Origin of the sequence: Archangium violaceum Cb vi76, assembly GCF_000733295.1 — a bacterium.
Classification (GTDB): domain Bacteria; phylum Myxococcota; class Myxococcia; order Myxococcales; family Myxococcaceae; genus Archangium; species Archangium violaceum.
This window is the reverse complement of record NZ_JPMI01000203.1, coordinates 21,123-41,910: the sequence shown is the minus strand read 5'-3', so window position 1 is coordinate 41,910 and position 20,788 is coordinate 21,123. Positions and strand designations below refer to the sequence as shown.

The following is a 20,788-nucleotide window of genomic DNA, read 5'->3' as shown; positions in this document are numbered from 1 at the left end:
AAATGTTCCAGTCGGTCATCAATCAGCCGGGATTGAGCGCGGGTCGGTTCGGGACGGGGATGTGGGTGTCGTTGTTGGTGCACGCGGGTGTGTTCGGCAGCATGCTCGGCCTGTCCGGCCAGGCGGCGAAGGCGATCAAGGAAGATCCCGTGCTCACCTTCAACGTCCCCCAGCCGCCCAAGGGCAACCCGAATCCGCCCAAGGCGGCGGTGACCCCCACCGCGCCCAAGCCGAAGCCCAAGCCGAAGACCGAGCTGGTCCAGCCCAAGAAGATCCCTCCCCCGCCTCCGGAAGAGACGAAGACCGTCGAGGCGACTCCTCCCCCGGAGGACACCGAGCCCGAGACCAATGACCTGCCCTACATCCCCGGTAGCGATCCCAATGGTGTCGAGACGGGCGGCGTCCCCGGTGCCCAGGTCATCGCCGGGCTGGCGTTGGGCAACATCGGCCAGTCCACGGGTGAGGAGGTGCTCCCCTTCGGCGCTGGCATGACGCCGCCGCAGATCCTCTCCACCGGCGTGCCCCTGCAGTACACCTACGATGCGCTCCGAGCCCGCGTCAGTGGTGTCATCATCGCCAAGTGCACCATCACCCGCGAGGGCGACGTCGAGAACTGCCGCATCATCAAGGGCCTGCCCTTCATGGATGAGGCCGTGCTCCAGTCCGTGTCGAGCCGCCAGTACCGCCCGGTCACCTTCCAGGGCAGGCCGGTCAACGTGAGCTACACCTTCACCGTGACCCTCAAGCTGCCGTAGCGGGCACGCCCGGCCAGGGGGGACCGGGTCTGAAGGGAAATACCCGCTGTGCTCGCACAAGCACCGGCTCGTCGGATATGCCTGCCTCCCGGACGTCCACCCTGGCCCCCGCTGGTGCGGAGGGCTCGGGGCCCGTCCCCGGGAGGGTAGATGAGCGCAGTGCGTCGTTTCGTGTTGCTGGGGGTCCTCGCCCTGGCCGTGCTTCCCACGCCGGCCGAGGCCGGACGGCGGCCCTTCATCTGGGTGTGGGACACGGAGATCGTCCCCAAGGGGGATGTGGAGCTCGAGCAGTGGTTGTGGGTGAAGTCCCGGGCGCCCGGTGTGCCGGAACGGACCTCCAACTACTGGGTCTGGTGGGGCCCCGTGTTCGGCCTCACCCAGCGGCTGGAGCTGGCCGTCCCCTTCCAGGTGCTGGCCACCCGGGAGCGCACGCAGCTCGAGTCCTTCGACGCGGACCTGCGCCTGCGCTTCAATCCCCGGGGGGATGACTCGCCCTGGCAGGGACTGCTGCGCGTGGCCTACCACCACACCATCCACACGACGCAGCCCCCCCGCCTGGACGCCAACCTGGTGCAGTCCTTCGAGACGGAGGGTGGCCTGCGCCTGGTGCTCGATCTGGGCGCGCAGGTGGGCCTGCCGGCGCTGCGAGGGCAGGAGGGCCCGGTGCGGCTGCTCGGGACCTATGCGGCGGGCGTGTCCTATCCCCTCATCGAGGACGAGCTGCGTGCCTCGCTCGAGGCCTTCGGGGAGATTCCCCTCCAGGGCATTCCGGGCGGGCAGCACCACTTCGTGGGCGCCGACGTGGCCTGGACGTTCGGCCGGACGTGGGTCACGCTCGGGGTCATGGTAGGGCTCACTCCCCTGTTCCCGGAGACGCCCCAATTCATGCCGAGGCTGATATGGGCCGTGGTGCTCTGATTCTCCTGCTGTCCCTCGCCGCTCCGCTCGCCGCCGCGCAGCAGGGCACCGTCCGCGGCGAGGTCCGTATCACCGTCCAGGGCCCGGATGGGCGCCCCGTCCTCAAGGCGGATCGCTCCGGCGTGGTGGTCTACCTCACCGGCTACACCGAGCCCCCTCCCTCGGGTGAGGTGAACATGGCCCAGCGCAACAAGGCCTTCCAGCCCTCGGTGGTGGGCGTGGTGGCCGGGCAGAAGGTGCGTTTCTCCAACAACGACGTGGTGGTGCACAACGTCTTCTCCCGCTCGCGCGCCGGGAAGTTCGACGCCGGGAAGAACCGCCCGGGCGAGGACTACACGGAGACCTTCAAGAAGACGGGCCTCATCGACGTCTACTGCGACATCCACGAGCAGATGGTGGCCACGCTGGTGGTGGTGCCCAACCGGGCCTTCGCCGTCACCGGGCCGGATGGGCGCTTCGTCCTCGAGGGGGTGCCGCCTGGTACGCATCCCATCTTCGCCGTGCACCGGCGGGACGAGCGCAGCGACGTGTCTCGCGCCGAGGTCACCGTGAAGCCCGGCGGGGAGGCGGTGGTGACGCTGGAGCTGAACGAGACGCGCGCCGACGACAAGCACCTGGACAAGCATGGCCGCCAGTACACCCCCCGCTCCGATGCCTACTGAGCCCCCGGCGTCGCGGGAAGCTGGCGCCCGTGCCGGAGGCCTGGGGTTGAATTCGCTCTCCGCGCGGCTCGTGGCGGCCTTCATGCTGCTGTCGGTGGTGGCGCTCGCCGTGGCGCTCGTGGTCACCCAACGGGCGGTGGAGGAGGCCGCCGAAGAGAAGATCCGTGCCGACCTGACCCGCACGCTGGACGCCTTCCAGAGGCTCTCCCAAGCCGCCCAGACTCGTATCAAAGATGTCGCCGACGCGCATGCGCGCGACCGCACGTTCAAGGACGAGGCTCTCAGAGTCAACTCCGACGACAGCGCCGCTGGCCTCGATGACGGAGATGCCGAACTCGAGGGCATCCAGAGCGCTCATGACGTCATCATCTCCGCGGACACAGAGGTCTTCGGGTGGATCGACAAGAATCCGAGCATCTGGGCCTTCTTCAACGTGCGCAAGCGGCTGGTGTTCACCCACGGCGATGACGAGCAGGTGGGGAAAACCGTGGACAACGTGCCCCTGTTGGACCGGGCGCTGCACGAGGGTTTCGCCTCCGAGCTCTGGTCCCCCGCCTACGTGCGCAACCTGCCCTTCACTTTCGTGCCCAAGACATGCACCGATATGAACACGAAGGAGTGCATGCGCGAGGACGATCTGCTGCTCGTGCACGCACACCGTGCAACAACCTCGGGCGGAGAAAACTCGCTGGAGCAGTCGGCCCGCCGGCCCCTTGGCGTGGTGCTGACGGGTCGGTGGGTGAAGGAACCGTTATTGGAGAACTCCCTGGAGAAGGGGTCCTCTGGAGCCGCCCTCTTCGCCCTGCTCGCCAAGGACGGCACGCTGACCACCTCCAGTGACGTCCCCGAGCAGGTGCGAAAGAGGCTCGTCGAGTCCAGCTCCGACACCATCAGGCCCCTCAAGGCGCCCAGCGACGGTGGTACTCCTATCGTCCTCGAGAATGACTCGCGGGACGAAAACGAGACGGACAGCAGCTGGGCCTTCGAGGTGCTCGCTGATGATGGCCTCTATCTCGTCCGCGAGGCTGTCTTCTGGGACGTGCACCGGAAGGACGGGAAGGACGGGACGCCCATTGGCCGGGTGTTCGTCATGCGCAACCTCGACACGGAGATCAAACCCATCCTCACGGGCGTCCGCGACTGGATGATGCGCACCGCGGTGGGCGTGGTGCTGCTGGCCTTCGTCCTCGCCGTGATGCTGGCGCGCCGTCTCTCCGCGCCCCTGGTGCAACTGGAGGCCGCCGCCCGGCAGGTGCGCCTGGGCGCGCTGGATGTCGAGGTCCCCGTCCGGGGCACCGACGAGGTGGGCCGGCTCACCGGTGCCTTCAACGAGATGGTCGCCGGCCTCCGTCAGCGGGATCAGATCCACGGCCTCTTCAAGCGCTACCTGGACCCCCAGGTCGTGGACGAGCTCATCCGCAACCCGGAGAAGGCCGCCCCCGGCGGCGAGCGCCGCGAGCTCACCGTGCTCTTCAGCGATCTGGTGGGCTTCACCTCCATGAGCGAGGAGATGAGCCCCGAGGCGCTCGTCGACGTGCTCAATGGCTACTTCGAGCGCGCCACCGAGGTGCTCGGCCAGCACGGCGCCACGCTCGACAAGTTCATCGGCGACGCCATCATGTGCTTCTGGAACGCCCCCCTGCCCCAGGAGGACCATGCGGCTCGCGCATGCCTCACCGCGCTGCGGCTCGTGGCGGTGGTGGACAAGCTGGCCCCCGAGCTGGAAGCACGAGGCGTGTCCCGGTTGGACTGCCGCATCGGCCTCAACACCGGCCCTGGCGTGGTGGGCAACATCGGCTCGCGCGCGGCCCAGGACTACACCGTCATCGGCGACACGGTGAACCTCGCCTCCCGCCTGGAGGGCGCGGCCAAGGTGTACGGCACCCGCATCCTCGTCTCCGAGGAGACCGTGCGGGCCTCCCGCGGCACCGTGCTCGCCCGGGAGCTGGATCTGCTGCGCGTGAAGGGACGGCAGCTCCCCGTGCGCGTCTACGAGCTGGTGGACGTGGCCGGAGCCCCTCCCCCCGCGCACCTCGCCCGGTTCGCCGAGGGGCTCGCCCTCTACCGCGCCCGCCACTTCACCGAGGCCCGCGAGCGCTTCCTCTCCTCGCCCGAGGATCCTCCCTCGCGCGTCTTCGCCGCCCGCTGCGAGGCCTTGAGCACCCAGCCTCCCCCCGAGGACTGGGACGGCGTGTTCTCGCTCGATACCAAGTAGCTCACGTGACGGTGGATGGCGGCCTTCAGTTCGACCGGAGCAGGACCGAGAGCAGGTGCCCGCCCCACCCCCGCCGCTCGACGCCACGCTTCGAGGAGAGATCCCGCGTGCCGTCCACCACGGGCCGGTGCGGGTGCTCCTCATGGGGCTCGGTGGCGGCGGGGTCCACCTTCACCGTGACGAACACGGTGCGCAGGTTGCCCGAGTAGTCCATCGCGCGGATGTAGAGCTCATGGCCTCCGGCCGGCACGGCTCCCGCCTCGGTGCTCGCCTTGTAGGTCATGGACTCCACGTCCAGCGTCAGCGGCTTCCAGACGCCCGAGGTGGAGCCGAGCTGGTACTCCACGCTCTGCACCCCCGAACCCGTGGGCCCGTCGTCCGCCTGGACCGAGATCTCCAGGTGTCCACTGATGGACGCGCCCGTGGCGGGCTGGAGCACCTTCACCTCCGGTGCCGACGAGTACAGGCCCAGCGAGGCGGCCAGGATGTGGGCCCCCACCAGGGTGACGACGCCCACCGAGGGCATCCAGGTCTCCCAGATGGAGTGGTGGTAGATCCGCTTCTGGTTCTTGCTCGGTGCCATCACCGGTCACCTGTAGCCAGAACCGTGCCGGACCCTGGACAGTCCACCTGTTCCCGGGGATGGCTCGCACCCGCCATCCCTTTCTTTCGGGAAAACAGCGGGTTGGCCGATCTCTCCGGGCTTGCGCCGTCTTTCCTGGAGATCGGCTCACGGCAGGCGGTGGCGGAAAGACGGAAGTTCTTTCAGCCTCGCCCGAGGGCCTCGGGGAAAAAACTCCACGCTCCGTGTCCCCTGGCTGTCACCCCGCGCGATGCATCCGGGACTTCTTGTCACCGCCCCCCGCGCGAGCCCCGTTAAGCTGCGGACGTCATGATCGCCCCCGCGTACACCCGGGGGCCCAGGGCGGGCAGCCCCCTCCTGGGAAGGGACCGGATGAACGTCATCGTGAAGGGAGCGCTCGCCGCGGGCGCCCTGATCATCATCGCGGCGGGCCTGCGGGTGGGCCTGCGCGAGAATGGGACCGTTGCCAGCTCCACCCCGTCCGCGGGCGCCGAGCAGCAGCGGACGTTGACCATCGCCGCGGCCTCGGACCTGAAGTTCGCGCTGGACGAGGTGCTGGTGCGATTCCGCGCGAAGCACCCCGGCGCGGACATCCAGGTCACCTACGGCTCGTCGGGCAACTTCCTCGCGCAGATTGGCAACGGCGCCCCCTTCGACGTCTTCCTCTCCGCGGACGTGGCCTATCCGCGCGAGCTGGCCGCGCAGGGACTGGTGGCGGGCGAGGTCTTCCTCTACGCCGTGGGCCGCATCGTGGTGTGGGTGCCCAGGGACTCGCCGCTGTCCGTGGAGCAGCGCGGAATGGAGGCCCTGCGCGAACCGGCCGCCCGGCGCATCGCCATCGCCAACCCCCAGCATGCCCCCTACGGCCGGGCCGCCGAGGCCGCCCTGAAGAGCCAGGGTGTGTACGACACCGTGAAGGAGAAACTGGTGCTCGGGGAGAACATCGCGCAGACCGCGCAGTTCGTGCAGAGCGGGGCCGCGGACGCGGGCATCATCGCCCTGGCACTCGCGCTCGCCCCGGCCATGCGGGAGCAGGGCCACGCCTGGGTGGTGCCGCTCGACGCCTACCCGCGCATGGAGCAGGGGGGCGCCATCCTGAAGCGCGCGAAGGATGAGGCGCTCGCCCGGGAGTTCCGCGACCACCTGCTCGGCCCCGAGGGCACGGCGGTGCTCGATCGCTACGGCTTCTCCCTGCCCAAGGAGTGAGGCGTTGGACCGGGCCGCCATCCTCTTGAGCCTGCGCCTCGCCGCGTGGACGACACTCCTCCTGCTGATGCTGGGACTTCCCCTCTCCTGGTGGCTGGCCACGTCGCGCTGGCGGTGGAAGTTCCTCGTGGAGGCCGTGGTGTCACTGCCGCTGGTGCTGCCCCCCACGGTGCTGGGCTTCTACCTGCTGCTCGCGCTCGGCCCGCGGGGTCCCCTGGGCGGGGCCTTCGAGTCGCTCTTCGGCAGCACCCTGCCCTTCAGCTTCGGTGGCCTGCTGGTGGCCTCGGTGCTCTACAGCCTGCCCTTCAGCGTCCAGCCCTTCACCGCGGCCCTGGCGGGCGTGGATCGCCGTCTGCTGGAGGCGTCGTGGTGCCTGGGCGTCTCGCGCTTCCAGACGTTCCTGCGCGTCGTGCTGCCCCTGTCCGCCACCGGCATCCTCTCCGGCATGGTGCTGACGTTCGCGCACACGCTGGGGGAGTTCGGCGTGGTGCTCATGGTGGGCGGCAACCTGGAGGGCCGCACGCGCACGGCCTCCATCTCCATCTACGACGCGGTGCAGGCGCTGGACTACGCCTCGGCGGGCCGCACGGCGCTGGTGCTGCTCGTCTTCTCGTTCCTCGTGCTGGCCCTCACCTACGGGCTGCAGCGCAGGGTGTGGGCATCATGGCCGACACGCTCGTAGTCGATCTGGAGAAGCGCTTCCACGGCGGGCCCACCGTCCGGGCCACCCTCGAGCTGCCCGCCACGCCCGGCCGGGTGGCGGTGCTGTTCGGCCCCTCGGGCGCGGGAAAGACGACGGTGCTGCGGTGCCTCGCGGGGCTCGACCAGCCCGAGCACGGGCGCGTCCTCTTCCACGGCGAGCCCTGGTGTGACACCTCGGCCCGCATCTTCCTGCCGCCCCAGCGGCGGCGCGTGGGCCTCCTCTTCCAGGACTACGCCCTCTTCCCCCACCTCACCGCGGAGCAGAACGTCCAGTACGGCCTGGGAGCGCTGCCCGCGGACGAGCGGCGCGAGCGCTCGCGCTCCCTCTTCGCGCTGTTGCACCTGGAGGGGCTGGAGGGGCGCCGGCCGCGCGAGCTGTCCGGCGGGCAGCAGCAGCGGGTGGCGCTGGCCCGGGCGTTGGCCATCCGCCCACGCCTGCTGCTGCTGGACGAGCCGCTGTCCGCGTTGGACGCGCCCTCGCGCGAGCACCTCCGGGGTGAGCTGCGGCGGCTGCTGCGGGAGCTGGGGGTTCCCACGGTGGTGGTGACGCACGACCGCCTGGAGGCGCTCGCGTTGGGGGATGACCTGGTGGCCATGGAGGGCGGCCGGGTGTGCCAGGTGGGGCCGGTGGCGGACGTGTTCAACCACCCGGCGGAGCTGGCGGTGGCGCGGATGACGGGCATCGAGACGGTGCTACCGGGCACGGTGCTGAAACGCGAGGCGGGGCTGGCCACGGTGGAGGTGGGTCCGCATCACCTGGTGGCCCTGGAGCCCGCGCACGAGGGGAGCGCCGTCTTCGTGTGTCTCCGGGCCGAGGACGTCACCCTGGGCCTGCCCGAGGCCGCGCCCACCAGCGCTCGCAACCGGTTGCCCTGCAAGGTGGTGTCGCTCGCACACGAGGGAGCCCTGGTCCGTGTGGGGCTGGACGCGGGCTTCCCCCTGGTGGCGCGGGTGACGCGCTTCTCCACGGAGGAGCTGGGGCTCGCCGAGGGGCGGGCGCTCACCGCCACCTTCAAGGCGCCCGCGGTGCGGCTGGTGCCTCGCCCGTGAGCGGAATCCCCTCTCCCCCTCGGAGAGGGGCAGGGGATGGGAGCGGGACGGGTCGTGGGCGGCTTCCCGGGCCCGGTCGGCTGGTGGGTGACGTGGCGCGGAAGGCCAGGAGCTACAGACCGGACAGGGGGAGGGGGCCCCGGGGTATCAACCCCCAGGGAAACTCCATCAGGGCGCCGGGGGCCCCAAGCGAGGATTCAGACCCGAAAAAGATTAAACGATAATTCCCCCCTGCTACCGTCATGGCCGTTGCCTTGTGCGTCCCGCCAGTCACGGAGCATTCCCAGCGAGTACGAACCGCGATGCCCACATCGTCGGGAGTGGCCCCAGGGTCCGTCTACGCTTTGATATCCGACGCGCTCACAGGGTTGCGATTTGCGATTGACCTGAACGCCCTTGCAGCATAGGGTGAGGACCAATGGCGTCGTCCGCGCCAATGCCTTAGCAGCTCTCCGTGCGGAGTCTCTTCAAAGGGCAAAGGGGACCCAGTCCTCGGATCGTTGTTTGTTGTGCCACCTGACGGATGGGCGGCAAGCGCGGGGCACGGTCCGCAAAGCCTCGTTATCCCGAAGGAACACAGATGAACGGCAATAAAAAGCTGAAACGATTGATCCGGGCGCGGATGAAGCAAACTGGCGAGTCGTATTGTGTGGCGAGGAGGCGCATCCTTGCCGAGCACTCGTCTGGCTCTGGAAGCAGCGTCATCGTAGCGAATTCTCTAACTCCCTCTGTAGAGGACCCCGTGCAGCAGTTGGCCGCTCGGGTCTTCGACTTCATGGGGGACGTGGCGCAGAACGCTGAACCGCTCTCCGAGTTGTTGGCTTCGTTCGTGGCCGGTCTCATGAAGGCCCTGGAGCGATGGGCCGAGCCGGTCTCCGAAATCTTGGCCGGTCTCATGAAGGCCCTGGAGTGGCTGTGCTCATTCGTAGGGGAGCGCGCATTCCCGATGACGGAAGCAAGCTTGGCTCTGCCGGAGTAGTTCTAGGCTTTGTTGGCGAGGGGCGTCCTGTTGACGCCCTTTGCCGTTCCCTACGAAAGCTTATTCAGCTTCTCTACCTCGCCCTCGGCAACCTCCCGGTACTGCGGCACAACCTCTACGGCCAGCACGTCGAGCATTTGTTGGCGGGCGCCGTCAAGGTCCCCTTTTTCCCGAAGCTGGTACATCCGATGGAGTGCATCAACCAGTCGGTTTGATCCCTCGGTGATGCGACGCCGGATCTCCTGGAGTAAGGCAGTTCCGCTGTCCCGGCTGGCGAGGGCGGTTTTTGCATCGGCCTCGGGGATAGCAACCGTTCGGGCAGTGCGTTTGAGCAGATCGCGCACATCATCGGTTAATTCCAAGACTTCCCCCTGCCGGACCCGGTTGTCCAGCACTCGTATTTCGTGCCAGTCGCCTTCTTCCGCTTCTACTGTCTTCATGCCTTAGCTCTCCTTCACTTACGCGGCCTGCATTGGCGAATTGGCCACTCGTGCTGTCCCTCGCAATATCGGAGGCAGTCGTCGCATTTTCCGGTCCATCCATACTGCTGGCACGAGTAATAGGCTTTGATGCACCGTTGCTTCCATTCCGGTAGGTCTTTGTTGTTGGCGAAATCGTCTCCGTCCACGTCCAACTCCACGTCGGCGCGCACGGCTCTTAGCACCTGCTCGACCTCCGAGGGAGAGGCGCCACAGGCCCCTACCGGGTCAAGAGGGTGTTTCTTGATACAGCACGTCATGGTGGAGTCTCCCGGTCGGCAGTCCGCCGGACCCAGAGCCGAAGCCCCAGCCGAGCAACCGGACGCGAACAGCCCCGAAAGCAGGGCCAGGCCCACGAACACAACGGAAGTCAAGTGTTTCATGCGGCCAGCGTAGAGCAGTCTCTTTTCGAGACGCTACGACGGGCCCGCTCACAGGGGGCTGGCCGCTCGCGCCCCTTATTCTGGTAGGTTAAGCCGCGATCTGCGTAACTTCTTACCTCCCCGGTCTGCCCTTCTGCTCGTCATCTTGGCGTCCGTGGCTGTCGCCCAAGAGCGCTTCGCGAGCGAACGCTTCCCCTCAGTCCGGAGTGTCTACGTTCGGGACGACCCACAGGCGAGGGCCGAGCAGTTATTTGTGACTCGTCACGTGACAACCGTTCTCCGATTCGAGCAGCCCTGCACTGAGGCAGGAACGAAAATGCTGGGGTGGGAAGGTCGCTTTGAGCCGGTGGCATGTGCCGGGAAACGAGTGCTTGTTGAGCCGCTCCAAGCCCTTGAGCCCGAGGACCGATTTATTTTGGTGGTGAGGCTCGTAGATGGGACGGAAGTGCCCTTCACCATTTCGGGTTCAAGTTGGAAGGAGGGAGAATGGCCTGACCAACAGGTAAACGTATTCTTAAAACCGGATGACCCGGATGCACTCCGCAAGCAACTAGAGGAATCCCAGAAAAGGGAGCGTGAGCTTTGGAATCAGCTTGCCGTTGAGAGCTTTACGGGGTCGTCTGAAGACCACACCCTCGCGGCGCTCCTTACGCAAGGCGCGGTGAGGTTCACGCCATTTGTGTTCCGTAAAGCCTGGATCTTCAAGAATGAGGATTCAAACATTCAAGCTAGCGTTCTTACCGATGGCAAGGAAAAGGTGGCGGTTCTGTTTCGTGTGACAAACAAAGACCCCTCCAATCCTTGGAGATTGATGGACGCTCGCCTGTTTGTGCTGCCACCGGGGTTCCAGCCCCCGTTGTTCGTCGGTGAAGCAAGGCCGTTTGCCCTACGAGCGGACAAAAAGGTGATTCCTCCTGGCGAAACAGGATTTGTCGCCGTTGTCGCGGATAAGAGCGTGTTTGACTCGCCACAGGGACCCAGCAAGCTTACCCTGGCAGTTTTTCGCCACGACGGAATGCTGGCGGCGCATGTGACGCTGGATCGTAGGCTCTTCAAGAAGTAAGAGAAATGCTCATGCGTTCAGCTAGAGCACTAATTCGCCCCTCTCTCCTCCTGTTTCTCGCGGCCACGGGTTGCCCAACGGCGGGAGTGCCCTTGCGTCCGGATGGCAGCCCTGGACCGGAGAAGTGTCCGGAGGAGGCCCTTACGGCGATGCGAATTCTTCGGCTACGTCCTGGGGACGCGGCTTTCGTTGAACTCGATGTGAACCAGACCGACACCAGCCCAATCACCCTGTATGACGGGCCTGTCGAGAGCATGTTGAACGAATCTCTCGGATTACTTGAAGCGCCTACACGGCTATACGGACGAGTCTGGACAGGTGGCCCGCAAGTCGTCGTCCGATATTACGAAGCACGGCCGCCACACGGCGAAACAATCCCGATTTGCGCGGTGGCAAGGCTCGCGCATGGCCAGCTAAAGAAACTGCCCGAATCGAAACCGGGAATGGCGGTGCTCGAATTCTCCTCGTCTGGCGTGTTCGTAGTGGACTCGTTCCGTTGAGCCGACCCACCGGGACGCCTCGCCTGAACGACCCCGGTAGTCGGTTCACCTCCGGTGCGCATCCCGTGTAGTTGCGGATGTAGCTTCGTGCACCAGAGGGGGCCTGAATTTCTGTACTCCGAGCCCCCATCAATTCGACCTAAGTGCCCGAAACTTTTGAAGATGCGTTTTTCCTCACACCAAGAGAGGGTCAGGGTGAGGGTCTTCCCTCTGTCCTGAGCGGCGAGAACGGCGGTGACGACCCTCACCCCCCGCCCTCTCCCAGAGGGAGAGGGCGCATCACGCTCCGGCGCCCTGGAGCTGCTTGACGATGCCCAGCGCCTCGGTGACGTGGCGCGTGGCGTTGATCTGCGAGTTGAAAACGTGCCGGACGACGCCCTTGCGGTCGATGACGTACGTCACCCGCCCCGGCAGCAGGCCCAGGGTGCTCGGCACACCGTACTGGCGCCGCACCTTGCCGCCCTCGTCGGCCAGCAGCGTGAAGGGCAGCCGGTACTTCGCCGCGAAGGCCTCGTGCGAGGCCGCCGACTGCGAGCTGATGCCCACCACCTCGGCTCCGGCATCCTTGAAGGCCTCATACGAGTCGCGGAACGAGCACGCCTCCTTCGTGCAGCCCGGCGTATCGTCCTTGGGATAGAAGTAGAGGACCACCGTCGCCTTCTGGAGCAAGTCCTTCAGCTGTACGGCGGTGCCATCCTGCTTGGGCAGTGAGAAATCGGGGGCCTGGTCGCCAGTCTTGATGCTCATGGCCGCCTTGCTAACCAACAGCCCCTGGCGTTTCAACGAACAAGGAGCAACAAACCGCTGGCGGGTACAATGCTCCCATGCGGCACCTCTCGCGTCCCCTCTCCCTCTGGGTTCTCCTCCTCCTCGCCTGGGGGCCGGGAACGGCCACAGCGGAGGAGCCCTCTCTCTGCGAGGAGGACAAACTCACCGGAGCGGAGCGCGGCCAAGAGGTGGAGCACCGGGTGGAAGCCCGGCCCGAGGGAGACCTGGTGCGCTTCACCGTGCACCGCACCTTCCACAACCCCCGCCCGCGCCACACCGAGCTGGAAGCCCGCTTCACCCTGCCCCGAGAGGGCACGGTGCATGGCCTCGCCCTCGAGTCCCAGGGACAGTGGACGGAGGGGCTCCTGCTCGAGGCCGCCCAGGCGAAGCGCCGCTACGAGGCCCTCCGGCGCAAGGGCCCCGCCGCCCCCCGGGCGCTCGCGCTGCTGTCCTCGGAGGACGGAGCCACGGTCCGCCTGAAGCTCTGGAACCTGCCGCCCCGGGCCTCGGTGACGGTGCGCTACGAGGTCCGCGCGCGGCTCGCCTATGCCCACGGGCGGAAATCCTTCACCTATCCCCTGCCCGAATGCGAGCACAGCCCCCGGCCCGCGCTCACCCTGGTGCCCGCCTCTCCCGGCGAGGACCTCCGCCTCGAGACGCCGAACTCGAATCCCTGGAGGCGCGAGCTGGAGGCCTCGTGGGAAGCGGGGACCGCCCGGGGGCTCGACGCGCGCGCCGGTCTCGTCCCCTGGGGCACGGGCTCCCTGGGCTTCCTCCAGGTCCGGGCGGAACGTCTCTCCGAGGTGCCCGCGCGGGCCCGGGTCGTCTTCGTGGTGGATGCCTCCCACAGCGTGGGCCCCCAGGGCATCTCCCGCCAGTTGGAGCTCGCCGGCGAGTACCTCCAGTGGCTGCCCGATGCGACGGCCGAGGTGGTGGTGTTCCGCCGCTCCGCCCAGCGCCTCTTCGGACGCCTCATCCCCGCCTCGGAGTGGAAGACGGCGCTGGCCACCCTTCCCCCCGAGCGGCTCGCTCCCGGCAATGGCTCGCACCTGGACGAGGGGCTGAAGCTCGCCCAGCGGGTGCTCGAGGACGGCAGCGGACCCACGCGCGTCCTCGCCCTCACGGACGGGCTGCTCCGCGAGGCCTTCGAGCCGGTGCCCCCGGCCCCCTCCACCTCGGCCCCCGATGCCGCCGTGCACCTGCGGTGGCTGCCCCTCCGCACCGGCAACGCCGCCCCGCATGAGAAGCTCTCCGAGCCCCTCGTTCGCGGCTCCTGCGGCACGCAGTTGCACGCCTACGGCGGCGGCAGCACCCTGGAGTCGCTCGTGCGTCCCCTGCGGTGGGAGGAGGTCCACCTCCAGGACGACCAGGGCGCCCGGCTGAAGGAGCTGCCCACGCTCCAGGAGGGCGAAGGGCTCCAGCTCTGGCTGCCGAGTCCCCAGACGACCCTGGGCGAGCTGGTGCTGCATGGACGGCGCTGGGGCTGTGCCGCCTCCCAGCCGGTGGCCCGCGATGACTCGCTCTCCGCCGACCTCGTCCGCAACGCCTGGGCCCACCAGCGCTTCGAGCCGTGGAACCGGAACAAGGAGGAGCTCCCCCCCCAGGAGGCGGTCGAGCTGCTCGCGCGAAAGGGGGACTGGGTCTCCGGCACCCACTCGCTCCTGGTGGTGCCCCCGGGCGCGGGGCCCTCGACGGCCCGGACGCATGCGCTGCCGGACGGAGAGGCCGGCGGCGTCATCGGAGGCGTGGTCGGCGGCACCATCAGCTGCCCCATGGCGGCCCCCTTCCAGCGGCCGGCGTCTCCCGAGCTGATGGAAGCACTGGAGCGGCTCCTCCAGCCGGTCTTCACCACCTGCCTGGGAGAAGGAGACAACCCCTCCCTCCAGGTCCGGCTGGAGACCACGGGAGACGAGCTCGTCGACGTGCGGGTGACGGGCGCGGCCTCCGAGCCCCAGGCCTCGTGCGTCCGCGAGGCCACCTGGGCCCTCCGCCTGCCGGCCCTCTGCGATGACGGCCTGCGGGCAAGCTACACGCTCACCCCCCGGCGCTAGACGCGCGTCTGGCGCGAGGAGGCCAGCGACACGACGGTGGAGCGCAAATCCTCCAGGCCCGCGGAGTGGTCCATGAACCAGGCACCGGGGATGCGCGCGAGCTGCTCGCGCAGCCGGGGGTTGGTGAAGGGGCTATAGAGGATGACGGGCACGTCCGGGTTGCTGGCGCACAGCCGCTCGAGCGCCGCGAGACCGGCATCGCCCAGCATCCGCGCATTGCACAGGATCAACTCCGGCACCTGCCGCTGCCCGGAGAGGAGCGCCCCGGCGAGCAGCTGGATGGCGTCCCGCGCGTCCTCGACCACCCCGACCTCGAAGCGCTCGTGGGTGAGCATGTCGCACAGGAGGTGGCGGCGCTCCTTCAGGTTCTCGATCAGCAACACCTGACCGTGAAACGCCACCGGACGCTTCCGGGACTCGCCCCGGAACATGGCCCGGCCCGCCCTCGACGACCCCCCCTGCTGGTTCACCGTACTGGCTTGCATGACGACCCTTCCCCTTGCTCGCGACCGGCCGCTGCTGAGCAGGAACCGTGCCGCCACCCGATGCGCCGCGCATGGCACGGCGACACCCGGAATGACTAAACATCCCCGACAGGTCTGACCAGCCCGTGTGGCGGGGAAGAACGCCACATGTGGCGTTCCGCCACAGCGTCTGGGACGCCCACGACAGACCCACAGGACCCCAGCCGGAGGCGGGCCCCTCTCGAGTGCCGAGACCGGTGAGGGCTCCGGTCTCGAGAACCGAGAGGGCCGTGGACGCCATGCGCCGCGAGGGCGTCAACCATGGCGCCCTCGGGCCGACGAACATCCTGATGCGCGACGCGGACTCGCCGCCCATGCTCGTGGACTTCAGCCTCGCCGACTGGCCGGGCAATCCCTTCCCTCCCGAGCACCACCCGCTCGCGGGATTCGGAGGCATCGACACGCTCCTGAGGGGGAACCCGGACATCGGCTTCCAGGCCCCCGGCATCCGCGGCAAGCGGTACCTGACCTGAGGGGACAGCGGCCCCGGAGCGGGAACGGCTCGGCCCGCGCACGGGTCTACGCTGGCTGCTATCCTGAGCTTCTCGGCGCTGGAGGCCCCATGACGAGGCAGCTCCTGACGTTGCTGGCGATTCTTCCCTTGCAGCTGGGGTGCGGCTCGACCTGGGGACGGTCGAGCGCCGTCGAAGTGCCCCTGCACCGGAGTGTGTGGGGACTCGAACCCAAGGGACCCAGGTGCACTCTCAAGGAGGAGGAGTGGAAGAAGCGTTGCACCCGGGAGCACTACGGGCAGTTCGACATCTGCCCTCAAGGATGTCCCCTGGCGGAACCTGAGACACTCTTGGAGGAGGAGGATTGACGCCTCCCCGGAAATGGCGCGCGCTCCTGCTCGCCCTGCTCTGCATCATCCTCCCGATTCCATTGGTGGGACTGGTCTTGATGGCCTCGCATCCGCCGCGGACGCAAATGCCGCGGGCTGAAGCGAGCCACATCCCGATGCTCCCTCCCGATGCACGAAGAGCCTTACCGACCCATGCACGGAGTTGCAACTCGGTGGCGGACTGCGACCCACCACTCGATTGCTTGTTCATCGAAAGCGAGCTGCGTGCCGAATGCACGGACAGCATGTGCATGAAGGACGAGGACTGTCCGGAGGAATTCTCCTGCGTCTCAGTCAGGACGAAAAACGGACAGGCACTGGTCCGCAGGTGCGCGCTCATCGGGCATCGCAAGGAGGGAGAGAATTGCGAGTTGCTCGCGCTCACCCATCACCTGGGATGTGAACGAGGACTGCTCTGCCAGGAAGGTTGGTGTGGCCGGCCATGCCGGTTGGACGAGCCACCGAGCTGCCCCACCGGGTTCTTCTGTGCCGAAGGACGCGAGGGCCCTCCCTCCTGCCTGCCTACATGCAAGGGCCGCTCGTGCCCCGAAGGACAGCGATGTCTTCGTGCCTCGGGTGGTGCTTCTGTTTGCAGGCAGTTGGATGGCCCTGATTGCACGAAGAAGCCCTGTCCCGAGGGCCATACCTGCAAGCTCCTGTCACCCCCTCAGCGCCCCTGGGAGCTGCGGACGGAATGCAGACGGAGTTGTGACTCCGACAAGCCCTGCCCACAGGGGCACGTCTGCTATCGCTTCGAATGCCGCGAGGTGTGTGACCCCCACGGGCCTTCCACATGTGGTCCCGGTCAGATCTGTGGTCAGCGCAGTCCCACGGACCCCGGGTATTACTGCCTCCCCGGCTGAGCGGGCGGCCAGGCCCGGCCTCCTTTCCGGTCGCCCTGGCCTGTCACAAACACCCCGCGCCGCCTCCTCCCAGGTGGGACCTGCCACCGGGAGAGACACGGGATGCGTCGTTGGGTGCGGATGCTGGCAGTGGGGTGGGGACTGGCTTGCTTGGAAAGCGCGGGGCTCGTGGCGCCTGCCCTCGCGAACCCTGGCCCGAACGGGAACGGCGCGCCGCCCGCCCTGGTGGTGGACGGTGGCGCCGCTTCCCGTACGGCACTGGAGGAGCCCTTCCTCGGCGTCATCATTGCCCACGAAACCGTGAACGTGAGCACCCGCTTCGACTCGCGGCTGGAGAAGCTCGAGGTCGAGGTGGGCCAGCGCGTCCACGCGGGCCAGGTGCTCGCACGGCTGGATACCCGCTCGCTGCGGCAGGACCTCGCCGCCGCCGAGGCCAGCCTCCAGGGCTCGCGCGCCGAGGAACAGGCCGCCCGCCTGGCCCTCTCCGAGGCCCGCGCGAAGAAGGCCCGCTACTTCACCCCGCGCTCCCTGGAGCTGGGCGTCTATTCCCAGGAGGAGCTGGACAAGGTGCGCTACGAGGAGAGCACCGCCAACGCCCGCCTGCGGGCCGCCCGGTCACAGACGCTCCAACGGAGCGCCGAGGCCACCGAGCTGCGGCAGAACCTCGACGACGCCACGCTCGTGGCCCCCTTCGACGGCGTGGTGGCGGCGAAGCTCTCCAGCCCCGGCGCACGGCTGGCGGCGGGACAGCCCGTGCTCAAGCTGCTCGGCACCGGCGGTTGGAAGGTGCGCTTCGCCGTGCCCGAGGACGCGGCGCGGCGGCTCCAAACAGGAGGCCCCGTGGAGGTGAAGACCGTGCAACGCGGCCTCGCGCTCGACGGCACGGTGGAGAGCGTGGCGCCCGAGGTGGACTCCGCGGCCCGGCTCGTCTTCGCCACCGCCACCTTCAACCAGCCACCGCCGCCCGAGGTCTCCACGGGCATGGTCGTCCACGTCCGTCCGGGGCCCTCGCAGCAACTCGGAGGACGGGGCACCGGTGGCTCCGCGCCAACGGGAGCCACTCCGTAAATGGAAGCCACGCAACGCACCCGCATCTTCCGCGAGGAGGCCCTGCGCCACCACGAGGGCTCCCAGGAAGACGGAGATCTCCTCCGCATCTCCCCCCGATGGACCCGGTGGACGTACTGGGTGCTGATCGCCCTGGTCGTCTGCGCCGCCCTCTACTCGGTGCTCGGGACCATCCCCGAGTACGCCTCGGGCCCGGCCATGGTGAAGGTCGAGGGCCGAAGCGATCTCACCACCCACTTGCCGGGAATCGTCGCCTCGGTGGAGGTGAAGCCGGGGCAGCGGGTGGAAGCGGAACAGCCCCTGGTGAACTTCCTCTCCCAGGATGAGACGGCGTCACTGGAGCGCATCCAGCGGGAGTTCGAGCTGCAACTCGTGCGCGTGTTGCAGGACCCATCGGACGAGGCCGCGCGCCAGGCCCTCACGTCGTTGCGCGCCGAGCGCGAGCTGGCCGAGGCCCGGCAGCAGGCGCGGACGCTGAGGGCCCCGCACGCCGGAGTGGTGGGCATCCTGCGCGTGCGCGAGGGACAGTACGTCAACCCGGGAGAGAACGTGGTGTCCGTGGTGGGGGACGACGTGCACGTGACGTTGGTGGCGCTGCTGCCCGGTGGCTACCGGCCGAGGCTCGAGCCGGGCAAGCCGCTGCGCGTGGAGCTCAACGGCTTCAACCACGAGTACCAGACGTTCACCATCGAGTCGGTGGGAGATCAGATCATCGGCCCGAGCGAGGTGCGGCGCTATCTGGGCGCGGACACGGGGGATGCGCTCAACCTCTCGGGCCCGATGGTGCTGGTGCGGGCGCGCATCGACGCACCCACGTTCACCATCAAGGGCAAGACGTTCAACTACTTCGACGGAATGCTGGCCCAGGCGGACGCGCGGGTGCGCAAGGAGCGGATCCTCGTGACGCTGATTCCGGGCCTGAAGGGAGCACTGGGACATGAGGACTGACGCCGTCCGGCATCCGGGGCTCACCGAGCGATTCCCCGCGTTCCGCAACCTCCAGGTGAAGGGCCGCGAGCGCCGCATCCCGCTGGTGCGCCAGTTGTCGGAGATGGAATGCGGCGCCGCGTGCCTGGCCATGGTGCTGGGCTATTACGGCAAGCCGCTGCGCCTGGAGGAAGTCCGCCAGGCGATGGGGGCGGCGCGGGATGGGGTGTCGGCGCTCGACATCCTGCGCACGGCGCGCACCTTCGGACTGCGCGGGCGCGGCGTCTCCGTGGATGACGAGGCGCTGCACTATCTGCCCACCGGCACCATCCTCCACTGGCGGTTCTCGCACTTCGTCGTCTTCGAGAAGCTGGGACGGGACGGCGTGCACCTGCTGGACCCCGGGCACGGCAGGCGCAAGGTGTCACTGGAGCGCTTCCGCCAGTCCTTCACCGGCGTGGCCCTGTTGCTGGAGCCGGGCGAGTCCTTCGAGACGGGCAAGAAGCCCCGGCCCCGCTCGGCCGCGAGGTACGCGGTGCAGGTGCTCCAGCAGTCGCACGTCCTGCAGCGCATCATCGTCGTGTCGCTCATCCTGCAGCTCTTCGCGCTGGCGGTGCCGGCACTGACGGGGCTCATCATCGACCGGGTGGTGCCCCGCGGGGACAAGGAGCTGCTGCTGGTGGTGGGCCTGGGCTTCATCTCGCTGGCCGGATTCCAGCTGCTCACCTCGCTCATCCGGAGCCACCTGCTGCTCGAGCTGCGCACGCGCATGGACTCGAACATGACGCTGGGCTTCCTGGAGCACATGGTGAGCCTGTCCTACGCCTTCTTCCAGGTGCGCGCGGCGGGAGACCTGATGCAGCGGCTCAACAGCAACGCCACCGTGCGGGAGATCCTCTCCTCCAGCACGCTGTCCGCGCTGCTCGATGGCGCCCTGGTGGTCATCTACCTCGGGCTCCTGTTCCTGATCAGCCCGACCATGGCGCTCATCGTCCTGGGGCTGGGCAGCCTGCAGATCCTCATCCTCCTGCTCTCCACGAGGCGCCAGCGCGCACTGATGTCGGAGAACCTGGAGGTGGAGGCGAAGAACCAGAGCTACCAGATTGAAATGCTCACGGGCATCCAGACGCTGAAGGCGTTCGGCGTGGAGCACCAGGCGGTGCAGCGCTTCTCGGAGAGCTTCGTCAACGTGCTCAACGTGTCGCTGAAGCGGGGCCGGCTGACGGCGTGGGTGGACTCGCTCACGGGGACGCTGCGGCTGGTGGCCCCGCTGGTGCTGCTCACCTGCGGCGCCCTGCTGGTGCTCGAGGGAAGCATGTCACTGGGAACGATGATGGGGCTCAACGCGCTGGCCGGGGCGCTGCTGGTGCCGCTGGGCAACCTGGTGACCACGGGCAGCCAGCTCCAGTTGCTGCGCAGCTACATCGAGCGCATCGACGACGTGCTGGACACCCCGCCCGAGCGGGAGGCGTCCAAGCCGGGCCGGCAGATGAAGCTGCGAGGGGGCATCGAGCTGGACCGGGTGTCGTTCCGCTACGCGGCCACGTCGCCGCTGGTGGTGCAGGACGTGTCGGTGCACATCGAGCCCGGCCAGTCCGTGGCGATCGTCGGCCGCTCGGGCGCGGGGAAGACGACACTGGCCAACCTGTTGCTCGGCCTGTACCTGCCCACCTCCGGGCGCGTGCTCTTCGACGGGGAGGATCTGACGGAGCTGGATCTGCACTCGGTGCGCGGCCAGGTGGGGGTGGTGCCCCAGGAGCCGACGTTCTTCAGCTCGACGCTGCGGGGCAACATCGCCATCACGGACCCGGTGGCCCCACTGGAGCCCGTCATCGAGGCGGCCCGGCTGGCGCAGTTGCATGGCGACGTGATGAACATGCCCATGGGCTATGACACGCCACTGGTGGACCGGGGCGCGTCGCTGTCGGGAGGGCAGCGGCAACGGCTGGCGCTGGCGCGGGCGCTGATGCAGAAGCCGGCGGTGCTGCTGCTGGACGAGGCCACCAGCTCCCTGGACGCCATCACCGAGGCGCGGGTGCAACAATCCCTGGCATCGCTCCAGTGCACGCGCGTCATCATCGCGCACCGGCTGAGCACGGTGGTGGACGCGGACCTCATCCTGGTGATGGACGAGGGCCACCTGGTGGAGGCGGGGAAGCACCAGGAGCTGCTGCTGCACGGTGGCATCTACGCGGAGCTGGTGCGCGCCCAGATGCGCAGCGGCGGCCGGGTGGAGTGAGGCTCACCCAGA

The 20,788-nt window shown here is 68.1% G+C and carries 19 protein-coding genes; 15 read left to right on the top strand and 4 right to left on the bottom strand.

The window, feature by feature from the left end; translation table 11 throughout:
* Nucleotides 1-2: 2 nt before the first annotated feature.
* From Q664_RS27285 to Q664_RS27270, 4 genes are all read left to right on the top strand, one after another.
* Entirely contained in the window at nucleotides 3-755 is a 753-nt protein-coding gene (locus Q664_RS27285) for an energy transducer TonB (protein WP_043402060.1), read from the top strand.
* Between the two features lie 150 nt (nucleotides 756-905).
* The gene (locus tag Q664_RS27280) at nucleotides 906-1,673 is read left to right on the top strand and encodes a hypothetical protein (protein WP_043402057.1); all 768 of its coding nucleotides are present in this window, start codon (nucleotides 906-908) and stop codon (nucleotides 1,671-1,673) included.
* Nucleotides 1,655-2,335, top strand: a complete 681-nt coding sequence (locus Q664_RS27275; protein ID WP_043402054.1) for a carboxypeptidase regulatory-like domain-containing protein — start codon at nucleotides 1,655-1,657, stop codon at nucleotides 2,333-2,335. The genes Q664_RS27280 and Q664_RS27275 overlap by 19 nt, the downstream gene beginning before the upstream one ends.
* Nucleotides 2,336-2,381: 46 nt before the next feature.
* A complete protein-coding gene (locus tag Q664_RS27270; protein WP_235216894.1) occupies nucleotides 2,382-4,550 on the top strand; it encodes an adenylate/guanylate cyclase domain-containing protein in 2,169 nt (722 codons plus the stop codon).
* A 25-nt stretch (nucleotides 4,551-4,575) separates the two neighbouring features.
* Here the strand turns inward: Q664_RS27270 and Q664_RS27265 are convergent, their stop codons facing one another.
* The gene (locus Q664_RS27265) at nucleotides 4,576-5,133 is read right to left on the bottom strand and encodes an Ig-like domain-containing protein (protein ID WP_043402051.1); all 558 of its coding nucleotides are present in this window, start codon (nucleotides 5,131-5,133) and stop codon (nucleotides 4,576-4,578) included.
* A 372-nt stretch (nucleotides 5,134-5,505) separates the two neighbouring features.
* Here Q664_RS27265 and modA point away from each other — a divergent pair, with 372 nt between their 5' ends.
* The 4 genes from modA to Q664_RS58090 all read left to right on the top strand — a co-directional run bounded on the left by modA (nucleotide 5,506) and on the right by Q664_RS58090 (nucleotide 9,070).
* A complete protein-coding gene (modA, locus tag Q664_RS27260; protein WP_043402046.1) occupies nucleotides 5,506-6,339 on the top strand; it encodes a molybdate ABC transporter substrate-binding protein in 834 nt (277 codons plus the stop codon).
* 4 nt (nucleotides 6,340-6,343) lie between these two features.
* Nucleotides 6,344-7,021 carry a molybdate ABC transporter permease subunit gene (modB, locus tag Q664_RS27255; protein ID WP_043402043.1) on the top strand — a complete coding sequence of 226 codons (678 nt, stop codon included), beginning with the start codon at nucleotides 6,344-6,346 and terminating at the stop codon, nucleotides 7,019-7,021.
* A complete protein-coding gene (locus Q664_RS27250) occupies nucleotides 7,003-8,091 on the top strand; it encodes an ABC transporter ATP-binding protein (protein ID WP_043402040.1) in 1,089 nt (362 codons plus the stop codon). The genes modB and Q664_RS27250 overlap by 19 nt, the downstream gene beginning before the upstream one ends.
* A 580-nt stretch (nucleotides 8,092-8,671) precedes the next feature.
* Nucleotides 8,672-9,070: a hypothetical protein gene (locus Q664_RS58090; RefSeq protein WP_152622368.1), complete on the top strand. Its 399-nt coding sequence runs from the start codon at nucleotides 8,672-8,674 to the stop codon at nucleotides 9,068-9,070.
* A gap of 50 nt (nucleotides 9,071-9,120) precedes the next feature.
* Here the strand turns inward: Q664_RS58090 and Q664_RS27240 are convergent, their stop codons facing one another.
* Nucleotides 9,121-9,510 (bottom strand): DUSAM domain-containing protein, encoded by a 390-nt coding sequence (locus tag Q664_RS27240; protein ID WP_043402034.1) that lies wholly within the window; start codon nucleotides 9,508-9,510, stop codon nucleotides 9,121-9,123.
* 576 nt (nucleotides 9,511-10,086) lie between these two features.
* Here Q664_RS27240 and Q664_RS55205 point away from each other — a divergent pair.
* A complete protein-coding gene (locus tag Q664_RS55205; protein ID WP_160174512.1) occupies nucleotides 10,087-10,995 on the top strand; it encodes a DUF2381 family protein in 909 nt (302 codons plus the stop codon).
* Nucleotides 10,996-11,774: 779 nt separating this feature from the next.
* Here Q664_RS55205 and Q664_RS27235 read toward each other — a convergent pair.
* A complete protein-coding gene (locus Q664_RS27235) occupies nucleotides 11,775-12,242 on the bottom strand; it encodes a peroxiredoxin (RefSeq protein ID WP_043402031.1) in 468 nt (155 codons plus the stop codon).
* Nucleotides 12,243-12,463: 221 nt separating this feature from the next.
* Here Q664_RS27235 and Q664_RS27230 point away from each other — a divergent pair, with 221 nt between their 5' ends.
* Complete coding sequence (locus tag Q664_RS27230) at nucleotides 12,464-14,314, top strand: VWA domain-containing protein (RefSeq protein WP_160174511.1); 1,851 nt, start codon at nucleotides 12,464-12,466, stop codon at nucleotides 14,312-14,314.
* On the opposite strand, the gene Q664_RS27225 is transcribed toward Q664_RS27230, so the two are convergent.
* A complete protein-coding gene (locus Q664_RS27225; RefSeq protein ID WP_084610400.1) occupies nucleotides 14,311-14,799 on the bottom strand; it encodes a response regulator in 489 nt (162 codons plus the stop codon). The two genes, Q664_RS27230 and Q664_RS27225, sit on opposite strands and share 4 nt — an antisense overlap.
* 269 nt (nucleotides 14,800-15,068) lie before the next feature.
* Here Q664_RS27225 and Q664_RS27220 point away from each other — a divergent pair, with 269 nt between their 5' ends.
* The 5 genes from Q664_RS27220 (at nucleotide 15,069) to Q664_RS27200 (ending at nucleotide 20,776) form a co-directional block, all read left to right on the top strand.
* Nucleotides 15,069-15,311, top strand: coding sequence for a hypothetical protein (locus Q664_RS27220; RefSeq protein ID WP_043402023.1), 243 nt, complete (start codon nucleotides 15,069-15,071; stop codon nucleotides 15,309-15,311).
* Between the two features lie 89 nt (nucleotides 15,312-15,400).
* Nucleotides 15,401-15,658, top strand: coding sequence for a hypothetical protein (locus Q664_RS59355; RefSeq protein WP_043402020.1), 258 nt, complete (start codon nucleotides 15,401-15,403; stop codon nucleotides 15,656-15,658).
* A 1,052-nt stretch (nucleotides 15,659-16,710) separates the two neighbouring features.
* A complete protein-coding gene (locus tag Q664_RS27210) occupies nucleotides 16,711-17,610 on the top strand; it encodes an efflux RND transporter periplasmic adaptor subunit (protein ID WP_235216893.1) in 900 nt (299 codons plus the stop codon).
* The gene (locus Q664_RS27205) at nucleotides 17,611-18,558 is read left to right on the top strand and encodes an efflux RND transporter periplasmic adaptor subunit (protein ID WP_043402014.1); all 948 of its coding nucleotides are present in this window, start codon (nucleotides 17,611-17,613) and stop codon (nucleotides 18,556-18,558) included.
* Nucleotides 18,548-20,776 carry a peptidase domain-containing ABC transporter gene (locus Q664_RS27200; protein WP_043402011.1) on the top strand — a complete coding sequence of 743 codons (2,229 nt, stop codon included), beginning with the start codon at nucleotides 18,548-18,550 and terminating at the stop codon, nucleotides 20,774-20,776. The genes Q664_RS27205 and Q664_RS27200 overlap by 11 nt, the downstream gene beginning before the upstream one ends.
* Nucleotides 20,777-20,788: the final 12 nt, after the last annotated feature.

Excerpts from the sequence above, each read along its gene's own strand:
- Q664_RS58090 (WP_152622368.1), top strand. The coding sequence starts at position 8,672 with ATGAACGGCAATAAAAAGCTGAAACGATTGATCCGGGCGCGGATGAAG.
- Q664_RS27200 (WP_043402011.1), top strand. The coding sequence starts at position 18,548 with ATGAGGACTGACGCCGTCCGGCATCCGGGGCTCACCGAGCGATTCCCC.
- Q664_RS27285 (WP_043402060.1), top strand. The coding sequence starts at position 3 with ATGTTCCAGTCGGTCATCAATCAGCCGGGATTGAGCGCGGGTCGGTTC.
- Q664_RS27240 (WP_043402034.1), bottom strand. The coding sequence starts at position 9,510 with ATGAAGACAGTAGAAGCGGAAGAAGGCGACTGGCACGAAATACGAGTG.
- Q664_RS27235 (WP_043402031.1), bottom strand. The coding sequence starts at position 12,242 with ATGAGCATCAAGACTGGCGACCAGGCCCCCGATTTCTCACTGCCCAAG.
- Q664_RS27265 (WP_043402051.1), bottom strand. The coding sequence starts at position 5,133 with ATGGCACCGAGCAAGAACCAGAAGCGGATCTACCACCACTCCATCTGG.
- Q664_RS27205 (WP_043402014.1), top strand. The coding sequence starts at position 17,611 with ATGGAAGCCACGCAACGCACCCGCATCTTCCGCGAGGAGGCCCTGCGC.
- modA (WP_043402046.1), top strand. The coding sequence starts at position 5,506 with ATGAACGTCATCGTGAAGGGAGCGCTCGCCGCGGGCGCCCTGATCATC.
- Q664_RS27275 (WP_043402054.1), top strand. The coding sequence starts at position 1,655 with ATGGGCCGTGGTGCTCTGATTCTCCTGCTGTCCCTCGCCGCTCCGCTC.
- Q664_RS27225 (WP_084610400.1), bottom strand. The coding sequence starts at position 14,799 with ATGCAAGCCAGTACGGTGAACCAGCAGGGGGGGTCGTCGAGGGCGGGC.
- Q664_RS59355 (WP_043402020.1), top strand. The coding sequence starts at position 15,401 with ATGACGAGGCAGCTCCTGACGTTGCTGGCGATTCTTCCCTTGCAGCTG.
- Q664_RS27250 (WP_043402040.1), top strand. The coding sequence starts at position 7,003 with ATGGCCGACACGCTCGTAGTCGATCTGGAGAAGCGCTTCCACGGCGGG.
- Q664_RS27280 (WP_043402057.1), top strand. The coding sequence starts at position 906 with ATGAGCGCAGTGCGTCGTTTCGTGTTGCTGGGGGTCCTCGCCCTGGCC.